General features: G+C 35.5%; 17 protein-coding genes. 4 read left to right on the top strand and 13 right to left on the bottom strand.

Translation table 11 applies throughout. The features are described from left to right. Positions 1-55: 55 nt before the first annotated feature. Both VB248_RS09695 and VB248_RS09690 read right to left on the bottom strand, forming a co-directional pair. Positions 56-2,563: an FtsK/SpoIIIE family DNA translocase gene (locus tag VB248_RS09695; RefSeq protein WP_323296571.1), complete on the bottom strand. Its 2,508-nt coding sequence runs from the start codon at positions 2,561-2,563 to the stop codon at positions 56-58. Positions 2,564-2,776: 213 nt separating this feature from the next. Next, positions 2,777-4,996, bottom strand: a complete 2,220-nt coding sequence (locus VB248_RS09690) for an FG-GAP-like repeat-containing protein (RefSeq protein WP_323296570.1) — start codon at positions 4,994-4,996, stop codon at positions 2,777-2,779. Positions 4,997-5,062: 66 nt separating this feature from the next. On the opposite strand from VB248_RS09690, the gene VB248_RS09685 reads away from it, so the two are divergent. Next, positions 5,063-6,394: a UDP-N-acetylmuramoyl-tripeptide--D-alanyl-D-alanine ligase gene (locus VB248_RS09685; protein ID WP_323296569.1), complete on the top strand. Its 1,332-nt coding sequence runs from the start codon at positions 5,063-5,065 to the stop codon at positions 6,392-6,394. A gap of 127 nt (positions 6,395-6,521) precedes the next feature. Then, positions 6,522-7,487, top strand: coding sequence for a hypothetical protein (locus VB248_RS09680; RefSeq protein ID WP_323296568.1), 966 nt, complete (start codon positions 6,522-6,524; stop codon positions 7,485-7,487). Positions 7,488-7,520: 33 nt separating this feature from the next. On the opposite strand, the gene VB248_RS09675 is transcribed toward VB248_RS09680, so the two are convergent. Next, positions 7,521-8,363 carry a hypothetical protein gene (locus VB248_RS09675; protein ID WP_323296567.1) on the bottom strand — a complete coding sequence of 281 codons (843 nt, stop codon included), beginning with the start codon at positions 8,361-8,363 and terminating at the stop codon, positions 7,521-7,523. Between the two features lie 320 nt (positions 8,364-8,683). Between VB248_RS09675 and ahcY the strand changes: the two genes are divergently transcribed. After that, positions 8,684-10,000: an adenosylhomocysteinase gene (gene ahcY, locus VB248_RS09670; RefSeq protein WP_323296566.1), complete on the top strand. Its 1,317-nt coding sequence runs from the start codon at positions 8,684-8,686 to the stop codon at positions 9,998-10,000. A gap of 77 nt (positions 10,001-10,077) precedes the next feature. Here ahcY and VB248_RS09665 read toward each other — a convergent pair whose 3' ends face one another. Together VB248_RS09665 and VB248_RS09660 are read right to left on the bottom strand one after the other, a co-directional pair. Continuing rightward, positions 10,078-10,296 carry a hypothetical protein gene (locus VB248_RS09665; RefSeq protein WP_323296565.1) on the bottom strand — a complete coding sequence of 73 codons (219 nt, stop codon included), beginning with the start codon at positions 10,294-10,296 and terminating at the stop codon, positions 10,078-10,080. A 49-nt stretch (positions 10,297-10,345) separates the two neighbouring features. Continuing rightward, entirely contained in the window at positions 10,346-11,518 is a 1,173-nt protein-coding gene (locus tag VB248_RS09660) for a TlpA disulfide reductase family protein (protein WP_323296564.1), read from the bottom strand. Positions 11,519-11,716: 198 nt separating this feature from the next. Between VB248_RS09660 and VB248_RS09655 the strand changes: the two genes are divergently transcribed. Beyond that, a complete protein-coding gene (locus tag VB248_RS09655; RefSeq protein WP_323296563.1) occupies positions 11,717-12,589 on the top strand; it encodes a bestrophin family protein in 873 nt (290 codons plus the stop codon). Between the two features lie 146 nt (positions 12,590-12,735). Here VB248_RS09655 and VB248_RS09650 read toward each other — a convergent pair whose 3' ends face one another. The 8 genes from VB248_RS09650 to VB248_RS09615 form a co-directional block, all read right to left on the bottom strand. Next, a complete protein-coding gene (locus VB248_RS09650) occupies positions 12,736-13,509 on the bottom strand; it encodes a PLDc N-terminal domain-containing protein (protein WP_323296562.1) in 774 nt (257 codons plus the stop codon). 113 nt (positions 13,510-13,622) lie between these two features. Further along, positions 13,623-13,949, bottom strand: coding sequence for a type II toxin-antitoxin system PemK/MazF family toxin (locus VB248_RS09645; RefSeq protein ID WP_323296561.1), 327 nt, complete (start codon positions 13,947-13,949; stop codon positions 13,623-13,625). Then, positions 13,937-14,185, bottom strand: coding sequence for an AbrB/MazE/SpoVT family DNA-binding domain-containing protein (locus VB248_RS09640; RefSeq protein ID WP_323296560.1), 249 nt, complete (start codon positions 14,183-14,185; stop codon positions 13,937-13,939). Before VB248_RS09640 ends, VB248_RS09645 begins: the two co-directional genes overlap by 13 nt. Before the next feature lie 159 nt (positions 14,186-14,344). After that, on the bottom strand, positions 14,345-14,467 hold the full coding sequence (locus VB248_RS09635) for a hypothetical protein (protein WP_323296559.1): 123 nt from the start codon (positions 14,465-14,467) through the stop codon (positions 14,345-14,347). A 129-nt stretch (positions 14,468-14,596) separates the two neighbouring features. Further along, the gene (locus VB248_RS09630) at positions 14,597-14,839 is read right to left on the bottom strand and encodes a hypothetical protein (RefSeq protein WP_323296558.1); all 243 of its coding nucleotides are present in this window, start codon (positions 14,837-14,839) and stop codon (positions 14,597-14,599) included. A 631-nt stretch (positions 14,840-15,470) separates the two neighbouring features. Further along, positions 15,471-15,680 carry a GDCCVxC domain-containing (seleno)protein gene (locus VB248_RS09625; RefSeq protein ID WP_323296557.1) on the bottom strand — a complete coding sequence of 70 codons (210 nt, stop codon included), beginning with the start codon at positions 15,678-15,680 and terminating at the stop codon, positions 15,471-15,473. After that, positions 15,680-16,282, bottom strand: a complete 603-nt coding sequence (gene merTP, locus VB248_RS09620; RefSeq protein WP_323296556.1) for a mercuric transport protein MerTP — start codon at positions 16,280-16,282, stop codon at positions 15,680-15,682. The genes VB248_RS09625 and merTP overlap by 1 nt, the downstream gene beginning before the upstream one ends. After that, positions 16,279-16,653 (bottom strand): ArsR/SmtB family transcription factor, encoded by a 375-nt coding sequence (locus tag VB248_RS09615; protein WP_323296555.1) that lies wholly within the window; start codon positions 16,651-16,653, stop codon positions 16,279-16,281. The genes merTP and VB248_RS09615 overlap by 4 nt, the downstream gene beginning before the upstream one ends. Between the last annotated feature and the right edge of the window lie 420 nt (positions 16,654-17,073).

The raw sequence follows: 17,073 nt of genomic DNA, 5'->3' as shown, positions 1-17,073 counted from the left end.
GTAGATTAATAATTCAAAAACTAATCACCAATCTCTAATTACCAATCAATTAGTTTTATAAACTTTTCAAATGTCTCTCCAACGTTTCCATATCTTTAATCAATACTTCACGAGCCTTTGAACCTTCAAAAGCCCCTACGATGCCAGCGGCTTCCAATTGGTCGATCAGTCTTCCTGCACGGTTATAACCTAATTTCAATCTTCTTTGAATCAATGAAGTAGAGCCTTGTTGATGCGTCACAATCAAGCGAGCGGCTTCATCAAAAAACTGGTCTCTTGAGGCAGGGTCGAAATCACTTTTCTCACTTCCGCCTTCGCCATCGCCTTCAAATTCTGGCAACATATAAGCCGAATCATAGCCTTGTTGATTACCAATAAATTCGCAAACATCCTCCACTTCTGGCGTATCTACAAAAGCACATTGCAAACGAATAATATCCGAACCCATCGAAAGCAACATATCACCCATACCAACCAATTGTTCAGCACCGCCTGTATCTAAAATCGTTCTTGAGTCAATTTTTGAAGTAACTTTAAACGAAAGACGAGCAGGGAAATTGGCTTTGATAGTACCCGTAATCACGTTCACCGAAGGGCGTTGTGTAGCTACAACCAAGTGAATACCAATGGCACGGGCCAACTGGGCAAGTCTGGCAATGGGCTGTTCTACGTCCTTTCCTGCCGTCATCATCAAATCCGCTAATTCGTCGATGATTAAAACAATATATGGCATAAAGTAATGCCCTTTGTCTGGATTCAGCCTTCTGTTGACAAATTTGGCATTGTACTCTTTGAGGTTTCTACAACCTGCATCTTTCAATAAATTATAGCGATTATCCATTTCGATACAAAGCGAATTCAAGGTATGAACCACTTTTTTTGTATCAGTAATAATGGCTTCGGCGGCATTAGGCAACATTGCTAAGAAATGCCTTTCTATTTTATTGAAAAGCGTTAATTCTACTTTTTTCGGGTCAACCAACACAAATTTTAGTTGTGAAGGATGTTTTTTATACAATAAAGAAGTAAGAATCATGTTCAACCCAACCGACTTTCCTTGTCCTGTCGCCCCAGCCATCAATAGGTGTGGCATTTTGGCGAGGTCAGTTACGAAAATATCATTGCTAATGGTTTTTCCTAAAACGATAGGTAAATCAGCATTTGATTTCTGGAATTTCTCGCAACCAATTACCATTTTTACAGGTACCATTTCACGGTTTTTGTTTGGTACTTCAATACCAATCGTACCTTTTCCGGGAATAGGAGCGATGATACGAATCCCCAAAGCTGCCAAAGAAAGAGCAATATCGTCTTCTAAGTTTTTGATTTTAGAAATCCTTACACCTGCATCTGGAATAATTTCATAAAGCGTAACCGTTGGTCCAATCGTAGCTTTGATGGAAGCAATACCGATTCCGTAGTTGGCCAAAGTGTCAACAATTTTATCAGAATTGGCTTTTAATTCTTCTTGCGAAACATTAGGTTTACCCATGTCATACTCTTTCATTAAATCGAGTGTTGGGTATTTATAATGAGGCAAATCAAGCATTGGGTCGTACAGCCCAAACTTTTTCAAAACTTCATCGTTGGCGTCTTCGTTGATGTCCAACAAAAGTGTTTCGTCTTCAATTTCGTCAATACTTTCAGGAATATCTTCTACATTTTCAATCGTAAGAGCAACGGGGCCTTTGGCTGTACTTGCTTTAGCATTGGGTACAGGTATTGGCGTTTCTACGATAGGGGGAAGGTAGGGACGAATATTGGCTTCGTCAGAATTATCTTCACGCTGTACAACCACATCGTCATCTTCATTTTCCAATGCCAATAATTCAAGATTTTCACGGACTCTTTTGATGTTTTTAGCATTGGCAATATTCTCTTCGGGTGCTTCATCTTCGTCTTCCTCAAATATTTCGGGTTCTTTTGGCGAAGGAGCAAACAAGGTAGAAGTATCTACTTCGTAATAGTAAACCACAAACACGGTCAGGATAAAAAAAATGACTAAAATAGATGCCCAACCAATGATGTCGTACATGTATTCGTTCAAATAATAGCCTACTCCGCCGCATAAGCTACTCCAGTTTTCTTCTGCTTCGAGCATAAAAATGAAGAAGCCAAAAAACAAACTTAGCCAGAGCATATAAAAAATAGACTGCCAAGTAAGTTTTTCGAGCGGTATAAGTTCTCTTTTGAAAGATAACTTAAAGCCAGAAATAACTAAAATAGGAATTAATAAAAAAGCAGAGATACCGAAAAGTCTAAAAAGTAATAAGTGAGCCAGTTTTGCACCATACAGCCCAAATGGATTCTGAGCTTTTTTTTTGATAGCATCTCCTGCAATTTGTAAGGTTTCTACTTCGCTCTGGTCTTCGTCGCCTGTGAAAAGGTATGACGTAAAAGAGAAAAGCATAAATACCCCCAAAAACATTAATAGAAGCCCCAAAATAAAGTGAAACTGACTACTCTTACTAAATTTTTTTATATTAAAGTCAAACGAAAACTGTGAAGAAGGCTTTCGTTCTTTGTTAGTACGTTCAGGATTTTTAGGAATATTTCTTGCCATAATTTAGGGTTGGTTCTTGGCTTGGCAGGCTAAGGCATTGATGATTGAGGTTTCAGGATTGTTTCTTTTGCTCAAATTTCAACGCACCGCCTTTCACTAAGAAACTGTATTATTCCAAAGTTCGCAATTTTGAGGTGTTTTTTTAGAAAAAAATTAAAAATGTTAGTCAAAACCACTATAATTCCCCTTTTTTTATTTTTTTTCCTCCTGATTTTACTTTTTCAAAAGTACTTTTTCTGTTCTTTGGGCTTTGCCCTCAGCCAGAATCCGTACAAAGTAAGTACCCTCGTTTTGGTTGGATAAGTCAAATACAATTTCTTGGTTGGTGTTCAACCCTTTTTGTGAAGCAATAATTTTACCAGTAATGTCGATTAGCTGGTATTCGGCTGGATAATTATTTTTAATATGAATAAAATGCGTAGTTGGATTTGGGTAAACAATACTATTTCGCTCGTCTTCGGTGGCTGTTACGGTAAATGGTGTTGTGCCTTTCAGAAATCTTAAACCACCCGTATTTGTACCAACCATCATATCGGGTACTAAATCGTCATCAATGTCAGCAATGGCAATTGATAGCATTCCGCCCAATGAAAAACTGGCGTACTTGCCCAAGGTTTCATTCCAAATACCTGAGTTGTCTTCTACGAATTGATTGAAATTTTGTTCGAGAATATTTTTATAAATTCTGAAATATCCACCACGAGTAGCGGCTATTAATTCCATTTTGCCATCGCCATTGAGGTCGGCAACACTCAGCGATAAATTGCCCGAAAGATAATCTGACGTAACCCCGCCTAATTCTTCTTTGGCTAAAGTATAAACTGGAGCTTGGTTTGTCCCTGTGTTTTTCTGAAATTCTATTCGTCCGCTTCCTTTGCCAATGAGTAAGTCTTTTTTACCATCATTGTCCAAATCAAAAAATAGTGGCGAGTCGCCATTACTCAAATTGCTGATTTTTGGTAAAGTAACAGCCTCTGAAAGATTCAGTGCGAAGGCAGCATTTTTGGCGGCTTTGTTCGGAAGGTACTGTATCGTCATACCTTTGGGTGAATTTGCCGTAAAACCAAAATCATCTACTCCGTCGCCGTTCATATCCGTCACAAAAGGTTTGATTTCGTACAATTGTTGGGCTTTTGCAATTTCTAAAAAATCATTTGTCTTTAGTTCAAAATTTTTATTTCCCTTGTTTTCATACAGCGAAATATTGGCACGATAGCCCGTTGAAGTAATATTTCCAGCATTTCCGACCAACAAATCTTTGTCGCCGTCGCCATCAATATCCACAAAAACTGGCGAAGCATTTTCACCTAAATCTATCATGCTATTTTGTAGGAAATTTGTTTGTTGAAATTCAAACTTGGGAAAATCATTCTTGCCCGTATTTTTATAAAACCATGCCGATTCCTGAAAATTCACGGTTTGTAAAGCATTGTCATAGCCATTTGGGGCAGCAATTAAATCTTTGATACCGTCGAAATCGACATCTTCATAATACACCGCAGGAAAAACCTCAAAGTTGATGGGATGTTGGTTCGGGAAATTATAATCTGCTTTTTTGAATGAAGTTCTATCAAGTGTACCGCCATTACTCAAGGCTGCGATATTAGTAGCACCGATATAACCATAAAGTGCATCTTTAAGTCCGTCGCCATCCAAGTCTATCACCAAAATAGAATTACCTGCGTGCGTAACTTTTTGTCCATTGGCAGTTGAATTTCCAACTGGGGTATTACTTCCACAGTCTTGGTCGAAACGGGCATCATCAAAATACTCTTTGAAAAGATTTCCCCAACAGTCGCCAATGCGTTTAAATTCCAAGTGTGTAGCGTCTTTGTAGTTTTCTTGACTAAAGTTTTTATGAAAAAGTAAAAAATTTCCAGAAGAATCGAAAACAACAATGTCCAAATCTCCGTCATTATCAATATCGGTAATGGCAGGCAAGTCGGTTGTAGCAATATAAAGGTTTACTTTACCCGAATATCCCGTGGTATAAATGGGGTCGGCTACCAATTCCCAAGCAATAGAAGTAGTTGAAACATTACGATAAACCTTTATGCCCGAAGAAGTATAAGCGAAAATATCTTTTTTGCCGTCTTTGTCATAATCTACCAAAAGCATCCAGTTTTGAATACTCGGAAAGGCAGTTTCGTACTCTGGGGCGTATTGCCATGAGTATTTACCCGAATTATCTTGTTTTGCTATAAAGGTAAATATTTTTTGAGCCGTGCGGTCGAAAATGACTAAGTCTTCAACTTCGTCGGCATTGAGCTTGCAAGTTGAAAACTGCGGAGCGTTCAAACCTCCAGCAAAAGTATTGCGAAGGCTCTGTCCATTTTGAATAAAATTGATTGAATTATCTATTTTGAAGGTAAAACTTTGACCAAAGCTTTTCCCAAGATTTAGGAGTATTAAAAGTAAAATTAATTTTTTCATGTAATATTGCCGAAAAATCAGAAAACCATTTTATATAAACATATTTATTATTAAACGAACAAAACTATGATTTCGCTTACTGAATTATATCAAAAGTATAAAGAATGTACTGGGGTTTCTACGGATACCCGTAAAATTGAAGCAAACTCCATCTTTTTTGCCTTGAAAGGCCCCAATTTTGATGCCAACGCTTTCGCCGAACAAGCTCTTGAAAAAGGAGCTAAATATGCCGTAGTTGACGACGCCAGCTATGTGAAAAACCAACAGTATTTATTGGTTGAAGACGGACTAAAAGCCCTTCAAGCTTTGGCAAATTACCATAGAAAGCAATTGAATATTCCTTTTATAGGTCTCACGGGTTCAAATGGAAAAACTACTACCAAAGAATTAATCAATGCGGTATTGTCTAAAAAGTACCGTACTTATGCCACAGTGGGCAATTTGAATAATCATATTGGCGTGCCGTTGACTATTTTGGCTATTGATGAAAAAGTTGAAATTGCCATTATCGAAATGGGAGCAAACAAACAAGGAGATATTAAAGAATTGGTTGAAATAGCCGAACCTACGCACGGTTTTATCACCAATATTGGTAAGGCACATTTAGAAGGTTTTGGTGGGGTAGAAGGAGTAGTAAAAGGTAAGGGCGAATTATTTGATTGGCTTTCTGAAAACCATCAAACTGTTTTTGTAAATGTTGCTTCTACGCCAACACTTGCGATGACCGAAAACCGTCAGTTCAAAGAAACGATTATTTATACGACAGACGCAAACCCAAATTACAAAACTGTCGTAAGTATGGTGTCTAAAAGTCCATTTGTTACGTTTGAAGATACCGCTGGAAATTTATACTCGTCTCACCTTACGGGAGTGTATAATTTCCAAAATATTTGTGCGGCAATCCGAATCGGACAATACTTTGGTATCGACCTTACGGCTGCTTGTAAAGCCGTTGCCGATTACGTGCCGAACAACAATCGTTCGCAGTTTGTGAAAAGAGGGACAAATATGGTATTGATGGATGCCTACAATGCCAATCCGTCTTCGATGTCGGCAGCCATTACTTATTTCAACGAATTGAAAGTAGATAAAAAAATGGTGATTTTGGGCGATATGTTTGAATTGGGCGATGAAGCCGAAGCCGAACATGAGGCTATCGGGAAATTATTGGCAAACTGTAAATTCGATTATATCCTTTTAGCTGGAAAACTGATGGAAAGTGCTGTGAAAGAATTACCAGTAATGAAAGTTCATTATTTCCCAGATAAGTTTGGTTTACATAATTGGTTGCAAGATTATCCCGTAAGTAACACGCATATTTTGGTAAAAGGCTCAAGAGGAATGAGTCTGGAAAGTGTTTTGCCTTTTTTAGGAAGTACCAAAGTTGTCGAAAAATAGTTTCGTGACAATTATCGACCGTATAATAAGAATAAAAGACAATCCGTAGGAATACTCAAAAATTGTAAAATACTTATATTATCTTTGAGTATTCCTACTGAATATCATCATAAATAATTCGATTTATATGAATAATATTTTACCGCAAAGTCCTGAGAATAAACCCATCAATAGTAATAGTATATTAAAAGCTGCCTTAGCTTTGGTAATACTGATTGCCTTTTGTTTGGCTTATATGCTGTTTGAGTCAAAAGAAACAATGGCGAATCAAGAAGAGGTTATTAATGCGAAAGTAATGGAATTGGCTAATACTCGTATCAAATTAGACTCGATTACTTTTCAGTTAGACCAGCAGATTGCGGAGGTGAATCAGTTAGGCGGTGATATTGGTGAATTACAAAGAGCAAAAGCCGCTTTGGAACAAGACAAAGTAGAGCTTACTAAAAATTACTCATTGGAAATTGCGACAATCAAAGAAAATTTCAATGAAAAAATCAAAGGCTACGAAACAATTCTTCGCTCGAAAGAAGCTGAATTGGTAAAACTTCGTGAAGAAAACGAACAATTATCTTCCGAAAACTCAAATCTCAAATCTGAAAAAATGGGTTTGTCGAGAAGTGTTGATGAAATTCGTGCCAGAAGTGCCGAAGTAGCTTCACAAAACAGAGTATTAAAAGAAAAAGTAACCAAAGCCGCTGCTTTGAGAGTAGAATCTTTGAAAGTAATTGGTGTTACTTATAATGGAAAAGAATTTGAGGATGACCGTTATAAGGCTCGTAAATTAGAAAAAATTAAACTTTCGGTACAATTAGTAAAAAATGAACTGACCGAAAAAGGGAAAAAAACGGTATTTATCAGAATACTTGACCCCGACGGCTCAACGCTTTTTGATACAGATATGGGTTCGGGGACAATCAGCATGAATGGACAAGACATTGGTTTTACCATTCGTAGAGAAATCAATTTTGATAACGAAAATCTTCATTATGATTTTATTTATCACAGAGGCATTCCTTTCCGACCGGGCAATTACGCAATCGAAATGTATGCAGAAGGTTTTAAAATTGGAGCAGGAGGTTTTGAAGTAAAATAAAAAAAGGCTGGAAGAAATTCCAGCCTTTTTTTATTATTCCAGTTCCAAAGTCAAATTATAAGCGTTCTTTTTGTCTTTCCAGTACAAAATCATTTGGTTGTTTTTGAATGAAACCACTTTAAATACCGTATTCTTGTTGCCTTCTGTTTGCCCGTTGATGTAAACGAAACCGTTTTCAGTATAAAAATTTTCAGCCGTAAAAGTATCAGGTATAAATGAACTTCCTTCAACATCTGTACTATTATTGCCTGCATAATAGCTTGAGAATACTTTGAAAGTCTTTTGTTTATTCAGCAAAGCCATTACATCTTCTGTTTTAGGAATACTGTTTGAATATACAATTCCCGTCAAGATTGTTTCAGTAGCTTTTCCTGATTGATAATAGCCACCGTACTGATTCCCGACTGTATTCTGGTCTATCATAAACACTACGTTTCCTCCGAGCAAAGCCGCTTGTATTTTTAATTTTCTAAAAGCTCTTTCTTTCACCGCAGTAATGTTTGAAAGCGTAGTTGTTCCTACGGCTTTAGAAAATACTTCATCCAGTTTATACAATCCTTTGATTTCAGATTCAACGTGTGTGATACTTACTTTTTCAAAATCGAAGGCACTGTTGATTTCGCCTAATGCCAGCGATTCTTTGAAAATCTGTACTCTGCCAGACTTAAACACGATTTTTTCAATGGTGTTTCTGTAAATAGAGTTCATCACTGTTTCGGCAGGATAACTAAATTTAACTACTTCAGGGGTTACTTCTTTTACGTCTGCTAAAATAAGTCCTTCTTTTGTAAAAATAGAATCAGAAGAAACTTGCTGTGCAAAACCGATATTGGCGATAGAAGTAAAGATGAGGAGGTTTAAAAATTTCTTGTTCATAAAATTAATTTTTAGCGTTTCAAATCAATGACAATTAAAATAATATTTTCCCTATTTACAAATGATAAAAATGAAAAAATAGATAGAAAATGCTAAAAGAAGCAGGAAAAATCTCTTGAATACTTCGTGCTGTTCTACTAACAGATGCAGAATTAATAGATAATATTTCTTATAAATATGCTTATTAAGATAAAATATCTATTTTTTCAGAATAGACAGATAAATCGCAAAACTTATGCTGAATCATTTTTACAATCAAGCAGAAAGGTGTTAATTTTGTGTTATTCTAAGAATTTTGAAATTTAAAACATAAAAAATAAATGTCAACTGGAACACAACAGTACGTACCTTACAAAGTAAAAGACATCGCTTTGGCAGAATGGGGTCGTAAAGAAATACGTTTGGCCGAAGCAGAAATGCCAGGTTTGATGGCACTTCGTGCAGAATATGGTGAATCTCAGCCTTTGAAAGGGGCAAGAATCGCAGGATGTTTGCACATGACTATCCAAACGGCTGTATTGATTGAAACATTAACTGCTTTAGGGGCAGACGTTACTTGGTCATCTTGTAATATTTTCTCTACACAAGACCACGCTGCCGCTGCGATTGCTGCTGCTGGTATTCCTGTTTATGCTTGGAAAGGCATGAACGAAGAAGAATTCAACTGGTGTATTGAACAAACGCTTTTCTTCGGCGAAGACCGTCAGCCTTTGAACATGATTTTGGATGATGGTGGCGATTTAACAAATATGGTTTTTGATAACTATCCAGAGTTAATCGACGGTATCAAAGGTTTATCAGAAGAAACTACTACGGGTGTTCACCGTTTGTACGAGCGTTTGAAAAATGGTACTTTATATTTACCAGCTATCAACGTAAACGATTCTGTTACTAAATCTAAATTCGATAACAAATACGGTTGTAAAGAGTCATTAGTAGATGCAATCCGTCGTGCTACTGACTTAATGTTGGCTGGTAAAGTAGCGGTTGTAGCAGGTTATGGCGATGTAGGAAAAGGTTCTGCTGAGTCTTTACGTGGTGCAGGTTGCCGTGTATTAGTTACTGAAATAGACCCAATTTGTGCTTTACAAGCAGCGATGGACGGTTTTGAAGTAGTAACAATGGATGAAGCTGCTACTCGTGCGAATATCTTTGTTACAGCTACTGGTAACTTACGTATCATTCGTGAGCGTCACTTCAAATCTATGAAAGACAAAGCTATCGTTTGTAACATCGGTCACTTCGATAACGAAATCGACATGGCTTGGTTGAACGGTGCTTATGGTCATACAAAAGAGCAAATCAAACCACAAGTAGATTTGTACAACATCGACGGCAAAGAAGTAATCATTTTGGCAGAAGGTCGTTTAGTAAACTTAGGTTGTGCTATGGGTCACCCATCGTTTGTAATGTCTAACTCTTTCTGTAACCAAACTTTGGCACAGTTAGAATTATGGACAAATACTGACAAGTACGAGAAAAAACTATACATCCTTCCTAAACATTTGGATGAAAAAGTAGCTCGTTTGCACTTGGCACATATCGGTGTAAAATTAGAAACTTTAGAAGCTGAACAAGCAGAATATATCGGCGTAACAGTAGAAGGCCCATTCAAGGCTGAACATTATCGTTACTAAGATTTTGATTCCATAAAAAACACCTCATCAGTTGACCGATGAGGTGTTTTTTTATGGAATTTAGAGCAAAGAACAGTTTATTCAAAAAGCTCGAAATTATCTTCAAAATATTGTTTGGCTACCAACCATTGGTCATCGTGATTAATGGGATTACGAGCAATCATATCTCCAATTTTGGGACTTCCTCCGTCTCGGTCAGCTTTAGAAATAGATACTTTTTCAGGTAAAATTTCCCCTTCTACGAATGGTCTCAATTCAGCAATTTGTTTTCTTCGATACTTTTTAAATTCTGACATAAGTTTATGTTTTGCTTAGAACTTGTGGAATGTGAATACTTTAATCAATTTATTTATTGACTTTAGGAGCATTTTCTTTTGCTTCCTTACTAAAAATTGCCTCTAATTTTTTACCCAAGGCTTCACCTCTTAGATTTTTTGCAATGATTTTTCCGTCTGGGTCTAACAGTAAATTCTGCGGAATCGACTGAATACCGTACAGTTTGGCAACTTCATTATTCCAAAATTGTAAATCAGAAACGTGCGTCCAAGTAAGTTTATCATCGTGGATGGCTTTCATCCATTTTTCTTTCGCATTTGGTTGGTCCAACGAAACGCCAATAATATGAAAACCTTTGTCTTTGAATTGGTTAAATACTTGTACTACGTTTGGATTTTCTCTTCTACAAGGCCCACACCAACTTGCCCAAAAATCTACCAATAAGTATTTTCCACGAAGTGACGAAAGTTTTACGGGTACTCCCAAGGTATCATTTTGGGTGAAATCTAAAGCTTCTCTACCAATATCAGTTAGTTTGGCTGTTTCTATTTTAGCTTTAAATTCAATCCCTGCTGTTGAGTTTTTGATAGCCGCAGGGAGTAAGTCAAAGAAAGGTTCAACTTTTGAGGCAATCACTTCGTAGCCAGTATAATTTTTTAAAGCATAAAGGGCAATCGGTGAATTGGGATTTTGCTTTACATAAGCCCCATATACTTCTTCTCTTTGTAGGGCATCCAATGAATCAATAGCGTTTTCTATTTTATCTAATGCTTCTTTGTTTTTATTCTTTACCTGAGCCGAATATTGTTGGTAAAGTACTTCCAATTTATCGTCATAAGGTTTTAAAGCTGCCTGTAATTTCACAAATTCCGAATGAGCTTTAGAACCTTTAACGCTAACATTGGTAAATGAATCCACACTGGCAACGGTGATAATGCCCGGTTCTAAGAAAACACTGGCTACATTTCTTGCAATAACTTTAGCTTTTTTATTTGCTACATTGCGGGCCGTCAACTGAGCTCGCACAGGTTCGCTAATTTTGATATTAAAAGAATATTGTCCATTTACTACGTTGGCACTGTCTAAGACTCTTTTACCATTGGAGGCGTAGTTGGCATATACTATCGAAATAGTATCTTTAATATTCTTGAGTGTTCCTTTTACTTGAACATTCGGTTTAGCTTGTTGTGCTTGAATACCCAGAGGCAGAAGCAATAAGGCAAGAGCAATGAATTTTTTCATTGAATATTGAGGGTTTAGTTTGAAAATGAAAATAAATGTACTTAAAAAATGTACTCGACAAATATAAAGCGATAAAGAATTTTAAACTATTGGTTTTATAGAGTATTCTGTTTTTAATCATTCTTTTTTCAAAATAGGGGCTATTTTGTATATTTGTTAAGCACATACAATCATCAATTCATTCATAACCCTACAAAAATGATTAATTATAATCCTAAAGAATGGTTTACTTTTATCTTTAGAATTCACCGTGGCGATACTGTCAGACAACTTACACCCATGCTCATTAGTTTGTCTGTTTACGTAGCTTTGATTGCTTTTTTAGAACTTGAAGTATTCAAATTAGGCGAGAATAGTCACCTCAAGAACATTACTATTTTACATGGAATGTTGGGTTTTGTGATTTCGTTACTCTTGGTTTTTAGGACTAACACCGCTTATGACCGTTGGTGGGAAGGCAGAAGAATGTGGGGAACACTTACCAACAACTCAAGAAATTTTGCCATGAAAATCAATGCTTTGTTGTCTTCTTCGGATACAAAACATCGTCAATTTTTTAATGATATGCTTGTAGAATATGCCTTTGCTTTGAAAAGACATCTCCGTGGACATCAGAACAATAGCGAAGTATTTGCTTCAACCATCGCAGTCGAACATGATGTGCATAAACCTAACCATATCGCTAAACTAATATTTGCACGATTGAACCAACTTTATGAAAATAAGACCATTACAGGCACGCAATTACTTTTGCTCAATGAAGAGTTTAAAACCCTAACAGAAGTATGCGGAGCTTGCGAACGAATCAAAAACACACCCATTCCTTTCTCGTATTCTGTGTTTATTAAAAAATTTATTTTCTTTTATGTAATGACACTTCCCTTTGGATATGTATTTAGTTTAGGATATATCGCCGTCCCGATTGTTGTATTTGTATTTTATGTTTTAGCCAGTTTGGAATTAATAGCAGAAGAAATAGAAAACCCGTTTGGTGTAGATAACAACGATTTACCAGTAACCCAAATGTGTAAAAATATACAGAAACACGTTGGCGAAATTTTGAGTTTGTAGATTGAAAATGTTTTAGTTAAAGATAAGATAATCAGCTGTTGGAAATGAGTTTTGATATTGCTGTCTCTATTTTTGAAGCAATTCGATATAACCTTTACAACTAAGTTGTACATCATAATCATTAAATAAAAGCGTAAATATACATTTTACTCAATGCCAATTACCAACCAATCTGTTGATTGTGTTTTTTCTAAAGACAACGTAGCTTCTTTATATTTTTTTGTACCCTTAATGATTAGATTAATTGTAGCCGTGCCACTGGAGCCGATTGAGTCGCTGCTGACTGAAAGTCCTCCATCGGGAAGAATAGAATAGCCTTTAATTTCGCCAATTTCTTTAATCAATGTTGTATCATTACTTAGGTGTTTTTTGCTTACTTCGTATGCTTCGCTATTCGTTAAAACTATTATCAATATCAATTTTATAAATAGGTTAAAGGTAATAATCCAAAATCCTACATAACTCCATGATGTTTTAGCATTGATTTTTTTTCTTGCTATTATGTCTTTTCGGAAAAAAATAGCGATTAAAACAAATAGCAGTTGATAGCCAATAGATTTACTTTCCCAGAAAAAATAGATGTCAAAGCTTATCAATAGGTAGCCAAGTACAATCAGCGTAATAGCCAACATGAACGCTACTTTAATATAAATATTCAAGTTTACAATTAATTCAAAATAGTACTTTTTGAATGCAAAAGTTTGCTCAGTGCTTATATTCTGGTACTCTTTTTTGATAATTCGTTTTCTGCCTTCTGTTAGATACAAAATAGGCCCAATAATGCCAATCATTGAGATAACTATCCATAATACTTTAGAACCCTTGAAATCATTACTAAGAATCTGAAAAATTGCCACAACTGTTATTACCAGAGAAGCTAATGAGGCGAATACGATAAGTAGGCTTGAAAATATTAACATTTGATTGATGATTGAAATAATTATGAGTGTGTTTTAGAGAGTATAAAAACTAATTGTATTTGATAATGATAATACAAGCAACGGCAAAAGATAGTTAGATTTCGGTAATTTCATTAATCTACGAAGGTTTTTTGCATAATTGTTTTTACTTCTTCAATCTCTTTGTCTGTTAAAGTTGCAAAACGTTTTATAATTCTTACTCTTTCTATTGTTCGTATTTGGTCAATTGCAATCCAGCCTTTGGTCAAGTTATGTTTAATTTCAATTCGTGTTGGATATAGTTTAGAGCTACTTGTCATTGGTACAACTACAATTGTTTGCAAATATTTATTCATTTCATTGGGTGATAATACCACACAAGGTCTTGTTTTTTTCATCTCACTACCCAATGTGGGGTCAAGATTCACCAGTACGATGTCATATTGATTTACTTGTTCCATTCTTCAAAATTTTCATCTTCAAAAACATCATCCATTAAAAGTTGGTCATCACCGTTTTCGTGCATCTGTTTAAATGCCTTTTCCCAACCTTTTCTTGGTTCGCTTATTGGTTTCAAAATGATATAGCCCTTTTCCAGAATGAGTTCAACTTTGTCGTTAATACTGTATTTTTCAAGGATTGTCTTAGAAAGACGTATTCCTTTTGAGTTCCCAATGTTTATTACTGAAAGTTCCATAAGTATTTGTTTGTTATTACAAAGTAATTACAAGTTCATCAAATTCCAAGTCATTTGACTAAAATAATTGAATACGGTTTTACAAAAATCACTAAAAAGGGAAGTGCTAAATTGAAAGTGAAGGAAAGCTAAAGGGCAAAAGAAGAAAGAACTAAAACCTTAATTCAAATTAGCACCATAAGGATTAGTGTCTAATCCAAGGTGTTTTTGATACCATTCTGTAATTTTTTTCGGGTCTTTACTCTTAAAGAATACACCACCGATTGCTGTTACTCTTTTCATGTTAGTTTAGTTATTTGTTTCTGTGATTATTATACGAAAGAAAGTTGTTGCTCTTAGAGAGTCCATTGCTGTTCCAAGTTTAAAAACTTGGAACGCTCAATAAAATGCAGTCTCCGACTGCGAGCTATTTCAAACAAAATCAATCTCTAATAATCCTTTTCTATTTGTCATATAATCCCTTGCAGACGAAAGTAAATACTCCCAAGGTTCTTCTACTAAGCCAGCTTTTACAGGATTATTATGAATATAATCTAATTTACTTTCCATAAATTTTGCTGAGAAAATCTCCTCTGGATGATTGTCTTGTCGCCAGAATTGGAAAAATGTATTGTTAGGATTACGCTCTCCAGCACTTTTAAATAACCATAGCATCCAACCTTTTCTAATTCTATTTCTTGTTCATCTTGAATAGCTTCTAAGATTTTATTAGAAGTAAATTTTTTAAGGTCTCGCAAAATATCGGATAAAGTAGGTTTTGGGTGAAGCGTTGAAGCAATCAAATGGACATGATTAGACATAATACACTAAGCATGAATCCTTAACCCTTTTTCTTTTTGACAATACCTTATACTCTCTAACACAATATCAACGTAACGCTTTCTGGTGAAAGCATCAACCCATTGAACAGTGGCAAAGGTGATAAAATATGTTCCTCTTGGGTTGTTTATTTTATAGGCAAAACCCATGGTAGTATTTGTTTTACTTGTTTTGCAGTCTGAGACTGCATTTTATTTTTTATTCCAAGTTCTTAAACTTGGAACAGCAAGGGTGTTCAAAATATTGTCGTATTTGCTCCATTCATTTGTCAAATTGTTTTACGTTGGTGCCGTCCTTGCCTGACCGCTAACGGATTAGGGCTTGGCGAAGTGGGGGAATTTGAAAGACGTCAGCTCAAATTTAGTACAAAAGTTTAATAGAATTACAAATGTTCAATTACTTCCTTCTGCCCCCATTTTGCCAAACCCCTGTTATGTGCTGCCCTTCTTTTCGTCAGTTAAGTTATTTATTTACAGCAATTTGTCCGTGCCTGAATTGGTGGGCAAGGCACAGTTCCATAACTGCAATAAACACAACAGTCGCCCTGCAAAGGTTTTAGAGTTGTCTTACAATTTTCACACTCATAAAAGTATTGACAAGCATTGGTTGGCATTTCTTCTGTTTTCTTGTGTCCGCAGTTTGGACAAGTGATTTCTGATATTAATATGGTGTCCATTATGATATTATTTTACTTTTTAAAGATTTATAGCCTGTCGAGTTGATGGCTTTTTCAATTTCTTCTATGCTTGTTTGATTGCTGTCAAACTTCACAATGGCGTTGCCTTTGGCATAAGAAACCACTACTTCTACAATGCCTTTTAGTTTGTTAATTTCTGTTTTTACGTGGTGTTCGCAACCCGAACAAGTCATTCCTTTTATTGTAAATTCTACATTCTGAATTTCAGAAGTTAGGGTAACTATTGCTTTACTCTCAGTCTTCGGAAAAAAGATATGAGCATAATTTGGGAATGATAAAAGTAGTATCGACATTAAAGTTACGATGCCTAAAAATGTTTTCGTTTGCATAAAATTTGTTTTTTGAGTTGTTTCGCAATTACAGTCAATTTTTTGTTGAGGTTTAAGTTTTTGATACCAAGCAAAGCCAAGAACCAAAACTGATAGACTAATTAGATAGGGACGAAAAGGGTCGAGCCACGAAAAAGTAGAGGCAAGTCCGCTTGAACCTGCAACAATTGCCAAAACTGGCGTAATGCAACACAAAGACGAAGCAATTGCTGTCAAAAGTCCTGCATTAATGAGTTTGTTGTCTGTTTTCATATTGTTTCTAAAATTTTGTTGTCGTTAAGTATTTTGAAAAATGGTTTTAACATTTTTTCATATTCCTTTGTCAATGAGTAAAAAATTGTCTGCCCTTCTTTCTCCGATTGGATAAGTTTTCGGTCTTTCAATTTTCGTAAATGTTGAGAAATGGCTGAAATTGTCATTCCCAAAATGTCGCTCAAATCACAGACGCAAAGTCGATTTTCTTCATAAAGCAAAAACAAGATTTTTAGTCTTACATTATTGCCCGCCAATTCTAGTCCACTTGATAAAGTGTCAAAAGTGCCATTAAGTTCTGAAACTCTGTCCTTACAGCGATAAATCTGTTTAGTGTCCGCCTGTTGTCTAATACAAATTAAGTCTTCCATAAAGCAAAGGTAACAAACTTTCTTATTTAAGCAAATGCTAAAATACTTTTTCCAAAAAATAACTGACAATAAATTCTGTCAGTCAGTTCGAGTTCGCAGGGTCGTTCTTAGGGTTGCACATAACTCGTAAATATACGAATGTTTGCTGTTTTTTCTAAAATTAAACAATTGTTACAAATAAAGCTATAAATCAATTCTTTGAATTTTTTAATTTACTGATTTTTAGTAAGTTGCATATTTATTTTCTTGAAAATCTGTTTTTCAACAATACAAAATGCGTAGTACACTTTTTTGTATTGTTGAAGTTGTAACAATACAAAATGCGAAATGCAACAAAAACACACTAAACCATAAATACTTCTATCAAGCGTTATCCTTATTTAGTTTAGCGTTAAGCCTATTAATCTTGATATATGCCAC

Origin of the sequence: Arcicella rigui, from assembly GCF_034929435.1 — a bacterium.
Classification (GTDB): Bacteria; Bacteroidota; Bacteroidia; order Cytophagales; family Spirosomataceae; genus Arcicella; species Arcicella rigui.
This window is presented reverse-complemented; position numbering and strand designations above follow the sequence as displayed.

Coding starts and splice junctions, on each gene's coding strand:
- VB248_RS09615 (WP_323296555.1), bottom strand. CDS start 16,653: ATGGAAGACTTAATTTGTATTAGACAACAGGCGGACACTAAACAGATT.
- VB248_RS09650 (WP_323296562.1), bottom strand. CDS start 13,509: ATGTTAATATTTTCAAGCCTACTTATCGTATTCGCCTCATTAGCTTCT.
- VB248_RS09640 (WP_323296560.1), bottom strand. CDS start 14,185: ATGGAACTTTCAGTAATAAACATTGGGAACTCAAAAGGAATACGTCTT.
- VB248_RS09655 (WP_323296563.1), top strand. CDS start 11,717: ATGATTAATTATAATCCTAAAGAATGGTTTACTTTTATCTTTAGAATT.
- VB248_RS09660 (WP_323296564.1), bottom strand. CDS start 11,518: ATGAAAAAATTCATTGCTCTTGCCTTATTGCTTCTGCCTCTGGGTATT.
- VB248_RS09635 (WP_323296559.1), bottom strand. CDS start 14,467: ATGAAAAGAGTAACAGCAATCGGTGGTGTATTCTTTAAGAGTAAAGAC.
- VB248_RS09690 (WP_323296570.1), bottom strand. CDS start 4,996: ATGAAAAAATTAATTTTACTTTTAATACTCCTAAATCTTGGGAAAAGC.
- VB248_RS09680 (WP_323296568.1), top strand. CDS start 6,522: ATGAATAATATTTTACCGCAAAGTCCTGAGAATAAACCCATCAATAGT.
- VB248_RS09695 (WP_323296571.1), bottom strand. CDS start 2,563: ATGGCAAGAAATATTCCTAAAAATCCTGAACGTACTAACAAAGAACGA.
- VB248_RS09645 (WP_323296561.1), bottom strand. CDS start 13,949: ATGGAACAAGTAAATCAATATGACATCGTACTGGTGAATCTTGACCCC.
- VB248_RS09665 (WP_323296565.1), bottom strand. CDS start 10,296: ATGTCAGAATTTAAAAAGTATCGAAGAAAACAAATTGCTGAATTGAGA.
- VB248_RS09625 (WP_323296557.1), bottom strand. CDS start 15,680: ATGGACACCATATTAATATCAGAAATCACTTGTCCAAACTGCGGACAC.
- merTP (WP_323296556.1), bottom strand. CDS start 16,282: ATGAAAACAGACAACAAACTCATTAATGCAGGACTTTTGACAGCAATT.
- VB248_RS09685 (WP_323296569.1), top strand. CDS start 5,063: ATGATTTCGCTTACTGAATTATATCAAAAGTATAAAGAATGTACTGGG.
- ahcY (WP_323296566.1), top strand. CDS start 8,684: ATGTCAACTGGAACACAACAGTACGTACCTTACAAAGTAAAAGACATC.
- VB248_RS09675 (WP_323296567.1), bottom strand. CDS start 8,363: ATGAACAAGAAATTTTTAAACCTCCTCATCTTTACTTCTATCGCCAAT.
- VB248_RS09630 (WP_323296558.1), bottom strand. CDS start 14,839: ATGCTATGGTTATTTAAAAGTGCTGGAGAGCGTAATCCTAACAATACA.